General features: G+C 66.9%; 5 protein-coding genes and 1 pseudogene. All 6 read left to right on the top strand.

What is annotated here, in order from left to right; translation table 11 throughout:
* Positions 1-770, top strand: a 770-nt coding sequence (locus BT122_RS10555) for an MBOAT family O-acyltransferase (protein ID WP_286130372.1), incomplete at its 5' end; no start/stop codon positions are given.
* Entirely contained in the window at positions 757-2310 is a 1554-nt protein-coding gene (locus tag BT122_RS10560) for a hypothetical protein (protein WP_072355865.1), read from the top strand. The genes BT122_RS10555 and BT122_RS10560, both read left to right, overlap by 14 nt.
* 37 nt (positions 2311-2347) lie before the next feature.
* On the top strand, positions 2348-3859 hold the full coding sequence (locus BT122_RS10565; protein WP_072355866.1) for an amino acid adenylation domain-containing protein: 1512 nt from the start codon (positions 2348-2350) through the stop codon (positions 3857-3859).
* Between the two features lie 2 nt (positions 3860-3861).
* Positions 3862-5049, top strand: coding sequence for a diaminopimelate decarboxylase family protein (locus tag BT122_RS10570; protein ID WP_072355867.1), 1188 nt, complete (start codon positions 3862-3864; stop codon positions 5047-5049).
* A 74-nt stretch (positions 5050-5123) separates the two neighbouring features.
* On the top strand, positions 5124-5375 hold the full coding sequence (locus tag BT122_RS10575; RefSeq protein ID WP_059055019.1) for a hypothetical protein: 252 nt from the start codon (positions 5124-5126) through the stop codon (positions 5373-5375).
* Between the two features lie 11 nt (positions 5376-5386).
* Positions 5387-5598, top strand: a pseudogene (locus tag BT122_RS10580) (MBOAT family O-acyltransferase); the annotation flags it as partial.

Here is a 5598-nt window from a genome sequence, read left to right on the forward strand (position 1 = left end):
AGGCGGCCTCCTCGCTCTTCGGCGTGCGCATGGCAGAGAACTTCCGCCGCCCGTACTTCTCGGTCTCGCTCGCCGACTTCTGGCGCCGCTGGCACGTGACGCTCGGCGCCTGGATGCGCGACTACGTGTTCTTCCCGTTCGCGGTCTCGCGCCCGATGAGGGCCCTCGGCGCCCGCGCCTCGCGCCTGGGCGAGCACCTGGGAAGGACCCTTCCCGCCTGCGCGGCCAACGTCCTGGTGTTCCTGATCGTCGGCCTCTGGCACGGGGCGGAGCCCCACTACGTCGCCTGGGGCCTCTACAACGGCCTGGTGATCGCGCTGGCGGACCTGCTCGCCCCGGCCTTCCGCCGCGCGAACGCCGCGCTGCGCGTGGACACGGGCTCGCGCGCCCGCCGCGCGTTCTGCGTCCTCCGCACCTTCCTCGTGGTCAACCTCGGCTGGTACTTCGACCGCATCTACGACTTCGGCGACAGCCTGCTCTGCCTGCGCAACACGTTCACGAACTACAATCCCGAGGTCTTTCTCGTCACGCTGCACGAGGACGGTATTACCACGCTCAACCTGCAGTTCCTCGTGTTCGCTGCACTTGCCTGCGCCATCGTCTTCGCGGTGAGCCTCGCGCAGGAGCGCGGCGTGGACGTGTCCGAGCGCATCCTCGGCTGGAACTGCGTCGCGCGCGCCGCCCTCTACTTCCTCGTCCTTGGCCTCATCGTCATCGCGAGCTTCCTCACCCAGAACGTTGCCGGGGGGTTCATGTATGCGAACTTCTAGCGAGAAAGCCGATAAGCCCGAGAAAGCCGATAAGCCCGAGAAGGCCAGGGGCTCCGAGGAGGTCAGGACCCCCGAAAGCGCTGAGACCCCCGAAAGCGCCCGGACGCCCGAAAGCACTAGCGCGCCCGAGAAGGCCGTGCCCGCCGGCGCCCCAGCGCGGCGCACGCCCCGTGCCCCGCGCCACGGGCGCCGCCGCGCCATCGAGGTCGTCGTTATCGCCCTGCTCATCGTTGCCGCGAACGTCCTCATCAACCTCGGCTTCGAGCTCTACGGCTCGCTCGCGAACGTGATGTGGGACGAGTACCGCGCGGCGGCGGGGGAGGGCATCGACACCGTCGTGGTGGGCTCCTCGACCGGCCAGCGCTCCTTCGACCCGCAGGTCCTCGACGCCGCGCTGGGCACCAGCACCTTCAACATGGCCACGCCCGCCCAGGAGCTGGACGACTCCTGTGCCGCCGCCCGGCAGGCGATTCGCGACCACAACGTGCGCCGCGTCATTCTCGCCGTGGACTACGAGTCGATCTCGACGGTCAACTGGCCGGGCTCGCACGTTGCCTTCGCCCGCGCCAAGATGGAGGGCGAGCCCCTGCCCCAGGCCGTCGCGGACTACTGGGGGCTCCTCACCAGCGCGTCGTTCTTCGACGGCCCGGACTCCATCAGCGCGCTCTTCCCGTGGGGATACAACCACGTGGAGCTGGACGCCGAGCACATCGCGACCAACCTCCGCGACCGCCTGGGCGACACGACCTCCGTCCAGGCCGCCGAGCGCGTCATGGACGGCTGGACCTACTACGGCCGCGGCTACGGCAACTACGACGGCGTCCTCGACTACTCCATGGCGCAGGACCACCTCTCGGCGGCGGGGGATGGTCCGGCTGACTTCAGCCAGCAGGGCCTCGACTGGATCCAGGACATCTGCGACCTCTGCCGCGAGAACGGCGTGCAGCTCATTGTGGTGGTGACGCCGCGACCGGCCTTCAACGTGCTTTCCTACGGCGAGAAGTACCCCGAGCAGATGTCGCGCCTCCAGCAGGTGGTCGAGCAGGGCGGGGGCGCCTTCCTCGACGCCAACATGGCCAAGGGCGGCTGGTGGGAGCCCCAGGACACCGACTTCTACGACGGCGAGCACCTCAACCACGACGGTGCCGCGCGGTTCTCGCAGGCCTTCGCCCAGGCGCTCGCCGCCCTTGACGCCGGCGGCTCGGCCGCGGACCTCACGTATGCCTACGGCCAGTGGGACCAGTACCTGGCCTCGGTCGACGACATCTCGGCGGTCGCCGCGACGTCCTCCCTGGAGGACGACGCCACCACGGTGACGGCGATGGCATTCACGGGGTCCAACGTGCAGGTGGAGTATCGCTTCTCGCTCGTGGCCGAGGACGGCACGGAGATGGTCGTGCAGGACTGGGGCACGAGCGACACCTGCACCATCCCGCAGGAGCAGATCCCCGAGGGCTCCTCGCAGGTCGAGGTCTGCGTGAGGAAGGCCGGCTCTGCCGTGGGCTACGAGCGCTACTGCATGGTTGACATCTCGGGCTAGGCGTCGGCGAGGCGCCCGCCCAGGAAGGGAGCAGGACATGAGGAACGTTATCGAGTGGCTGGAGGCCACGGCCGTGGCGACGCCTGAGCGCGTTGCCGTGGCGGACCCGGACTCGAGCCTCACCTACGGCGAGCTTCGCCGCGAGGCCCAGGCGGCAGGCACGTGGCTTGCCGCGCGCACGCAGCCCCGCCAGGCGGTGGCTCTCTACCTCGAGAAGAGCTGCAGCGCCCTCGCCTGCATGCTGGGCGCCGTGTACGCGGGCGGGTTCTACTCGGTGATCGACGTCCGCCAGCCCGAGGGCCGCGTCCACGCCATCGTCGACGCGCTGGCACCCTCCTGCGTCCTCACCGACTCCGCTAACGCCGCGCGGGCCCAGGAGCTTCTCGGCGCCACGGGCATCGAGATCGCTCGCATCGAGGACATCGTGGGCGGCTCCATTGACGAGGGGCTTCTCGCACGCAGGCGTGCCCAGGCGCTGGATGTGGATCCGCTCTACGTGAACTTCACGAGCGGCAGCACGGGCACGCCCAAGGGTGTGGTTGTCTCGCACCGCTCGGTCATCGACTTCATCCCCACCTTTGACCAGCTCTTTGGCATTGGCGAGAGCGATGTGATCGCCAACCAGGCGCCCTTTGACTTTGACGTCTCGGTGAAGGACATCTACTCGGCGCTGCGCTGCGGCGCCCGGCTGCAGCTGGTGCCGCGCGAGTACTTCACGCAGCCCACCAAGCTCATGGATTACCTGGCAGACTCTCAGGCCACAACCCTCATCTGGGCGGTCTCTGCCATGTGCTTTGTCTCGATCATGAACGGCTTCGACTACCGCGTGCCCACCACGGTGCGCCGCGTGCTCTTCTCGGGCGAGGTCATGCCGCCCAAGCAGCTGGCCGTGTGGCGCCGCTACCTGCCAGATGCCACCTACGTGAACCTCTACGGTCCCACTGAGATCACCTGCAACTGCACGTACTACGTGGTGGAGCGCGAGTTTGGCAAGCACGAGGTCATCCCCATGGGCAAGGCCTTCCCCAACGAGCGAGTCTTCCTTCTGGACGAGAACAACCAGGAGGTCACGGCACCGGGCGTCGAGGGCGAGGTCTGCGTCTCGGGCACGGCGCTGGGGCTGGGCTACCTGGGAGACCCCGGGCGCACTGCCTCGGCTTTCACGCAGAACCCGCTCAACGGCCGCTGGCTCGAGCCGATCTACCGCACCGGCGACCTGGCGACGTACGACCAGGACGGCAACCTGGTGTACTCGTCCCGCAAGGACTTCCAGATCAAGCACATGGGCCAGCGCATCGAGCTGGGCGACATCGAGGCGGCCGCGCAGGCCACGGACGGCGTGGATCGCGCCTGCTGCACCTACGATCAGCGCCGCAAGCGCATCCGGCTTTACTATGTTGGCACCATCGATGAGAAGGGCCTGGCAGACGCCCTCGCGTCGGCACTTCCGCCCTACATGGAGCCCAACCACGTGCGCCGCGTGGACCAGATGCCGCTCACCAAGAACGGCAAGATCGACCGCAAGGCCCTCGACGGAATGGGGAGGTAGCCATGACCAACGAAGAGCTTCTCGCCTGCGCCAAAGAGCTGGGCACGCCCACCTACGTCTTTGACACCCAGGCCTTTGGCGCGCGCCTTGACGCCGTGCGAGAGATTTGGGGCCCCAAGGTCGACCTCTGCTACTCGATCAAGGCGAACCCCTTCCTGGCACCCACGGCACGGGCGCACGGCTACGCGCTCGAGGTCTGCAGCCCCGGCGAGTTGGCCATCTGCGAGCGCGACGGCGTTGACCCCGCGCGCATCGTCTACTCCGGCGTGTGCAAGCAGGCGGCGGACGTGCGCGAGGCCCTGCGCTATGGCGCAGGCACCTTCACGGCCGAGTCGCTGGGACAGCTGACACTTGTGGACGCCGAGGCCGCGGCTGCAGGCGTGCGCGTGCCCACGCTGCTGCGCTTGAATGGCGGCAGCCAGTTTGGCATGAGCCGAGAGGACCTCATCTACGCGGTTGACCACCGAGACGAGCTTGCCGGGTGCGAACTGGTGGGCATCCACTACTTTGTGGGCACCCAGCGCGCCAAGCTCAAGTGGCAGCAGCGGGAGCTTGCAATGCTCGCCGACCTCATTGACGAGCTGGAGCGTGACCATGACTGGCGCGCCCAGCGCCTGGAGTACGGCCCCGGCCTTGCGGTGCCACTCTTCGAGGGGCAGGACTTCTCGGACACGCTCGCCCCTGCGCGCGACATTGCTCCGGAGCTTGCTGCCATAGCCGAGCGCGTTGAGCTGCAGGTGGAGATGGGCCGCTTCCTGGCAACCGAGTGCGGCTACTACCTGGCACGCATAGTTGACGAGAAGGACAACGAGGGCACGAGCTACGCGTTCATCGATGGCGGCATGAACCATGTGACCTACTTTGGCCAGATGATGGGCATGAAGGAGCCGCGCATCCGCAACCTCTCGCACGACGAGCGCGTGCGGGCGGGGGAGGCGGCGGATGAGGCCCGAGACTGGGCGCTCTGCGGAAGCCTCTGCACCACGGCCGACGTGCTGGTTCGCAAGGCGCCCTTCGAGGACCTGCGCGTGGGTGACCTTCTCGCCTTCGAGAACATCGGCGCGTACTCGGTGACCGAGGGCATCTACCTGTTCTTGAGCCGGACGATGCCCACTGTTGCCCTGCGTGACGGCCGTGGTGTTCGCGTGGTCCGCGAGTCCATGGAGACTTGGCCCAACAACTGCTGCTAGGGATTCCCCACGCGCATACTGCGATAGACTTTCAGCGTGACGAAGAAATGTGTTGGACATTATTGGAGGCAAGCATGGATGACGATCTGACGCTCGACCACATGATTGAGCTGCTTGAGGATGTTAAGGGCAACGTGGACTACGAGAACTGCACAACGCTCGTGGACGACCGCGTGCTGGATTCCTTCGACATCCTTTCCATCATCAGCTCCATCAACGACGAGTTTGATGTCTCGGTGCCCGCCAAGGACATTGTCCCTGACAACTTCAACAGCGCCCAGGCGATGCTCGACATGGTGAAGCGCCTGGTGGACGAGGAGGGCTAGGAGCTGGACCATTGGATCTGCTCTCACTCTCGTTTGTTCTGTTTCTGGCGGTGTCGCTTGCGGCCTACTACCTGGTAGGCCGCTTCTCTCGGCGCTCGCAGTGGGTTGTCCTTCTGGTGGTGAGCCTGGCCTTCTACTGCCTGGTGGGCCGCTGGCAGACGCTGGCCTACATGCTTGCCTGCGCCGCGGTCACCTGGGCGGCGCCCCTGGCGCTCGCGCGCAT

It is taken from the genome of Olsenella sp. kh2p3, from assembly GCA_900119625.1.
Classification (GTDB): Bacteria; Actinomycetota; Coriobacteriia; order Coriobacteriales; family Atopobiaceae; genus Tractidigestivibacter.

Coding starts and splice junctions, on each gene's coding strand:
- BT122_RS10560 (WP_072355865.1), top strand. CDS start 757: ATGCGAACTTCTAGCGAGAAAGCCGATAAGCCCGAGAAAGCCGATAAG.
- BT122_RS10570 (WP_072355867.1), top strand. CDS start 3,862: ATGACCAACGAAGAGCTTCTCGCCTGCGCCAAAGAGCTGGGCACGCCC.
- BT122_RS10575 (WP_059055019.1), top strand. CDS start 5,124: ATGGATGACGATCTGACGCTCGACCACATGATTGAGCTGCTTGAGGAT.
- BT122_RS10565 (WP_072355866.1), top strand. CDS start 2,348: ATGAGGAACGTTATCGAGTGGCTGGAGGCCACGGCCGTGGCGACGCCT.